1 protein-coding gene is annotated in these 953 nt (G+C 63.7%); it reads right to left on the bottom strand.

What is annotated here, in order from left to right; translation table 11 throughout:
* Positions 1–38: 38 nt before the first annotated feature.
* Complete coding sequence (locus EN869_RS33685) at positions 39–950, bottom strand: IS5 family transposase (RefSeq protein WP_135859833.1); 912 nt, start codon at positions 948–950, stop codon at positions 39–41.
* Between the last annotated feature and the right edge of the window lie 3 nt (positions 951–953).

The raw sequence follows: 953 nt of genomic DNA on the forward strand, positions 1-953 counted from the left end.
GGGTGGCGATGCGGCCTTAGGCCGGATGCTGGACGCACCTATGGCGTGATGGCGGCCCATCGGCGCATGTTGAAGGCGATCGCTGCCATCGTCACTTGGGCTGCGGCCTTGGCCAGTCCGACATAGCGGATCGTGGTCAGCTTCATGCGGTTCTTGAGCGTCGCGAAAGTGGTCTCCACCGCCGCTCGCCGTCTCGCGATCAGGCGATTGTAGCGCTTGAGCCGCTCGGGCAACGGATGGTGCTTGTTGGGCCGGCGGGCAATGCGAACCTTCTTGCCTTCGGCCTTCAATCGAGCACGACGGGCGTGGGTATCATAGGCGGCATCCGCCCACACCGTCTTCTCGTCGCCGCAGATCAACTCATCGGCCATCACCGTGTCGTTGACGTTGGCCGGTGTGGTGATCACCGTGCGGATCAAACCGGAGCCTTCGTCAACCCCGACATGGGCCTTGTAGCCGAAGGTGAGGCCGCGCTTGCCTTTGCGGGCGGTGACGCGGGCGTCCGTATCCTGCGACGGCCGATCCGCTGCCGGCGGCGCCGAGACCGCATCGATCAGCGTGGCATCCAGCATCGTGCCGCGCTTCAGGATCACGCCGGCCTTCTCCAACTGCCGGTCCAACCCGCCAAACAACTTCTCCATCAGCCCTTCGCCAACAAGCAGGTTGCGAAAGCGCGACAGCACCGTGTGATCGGGGATGCTCTCCTCAAGCCCGAGCCCGACAAAGCGCCGGAATGACAATCGATCGCCCAGCGCTTCCTCGAGCTCGCGATCCGATAGCCCATAGAGTGATTGCAGCAATAGCGCCTTGAAGAGTAACAACGGCGGCCAGGCCGCACGGCCCGCCCCGCCATCGCGTAGCGGGTTGAGCAGCTTCTCGAAGCGATACCACTTCACCAGACCGGACAGTCGATCGAGCGGCGAGGATCCACCTGCAAGCTTCTGGCCCAAAAA

The organism is Mesorhizobium sp. M2D.F.Ca.ET.226.01.1.1 (genome assembly GCF_004022705.2).
Taxonomy (GTDB): Bacteria; Pseudomonadota; Alphaproteobacteria; order Rhizobiales; family Rhizobiaceae; genus Mesorhizobium.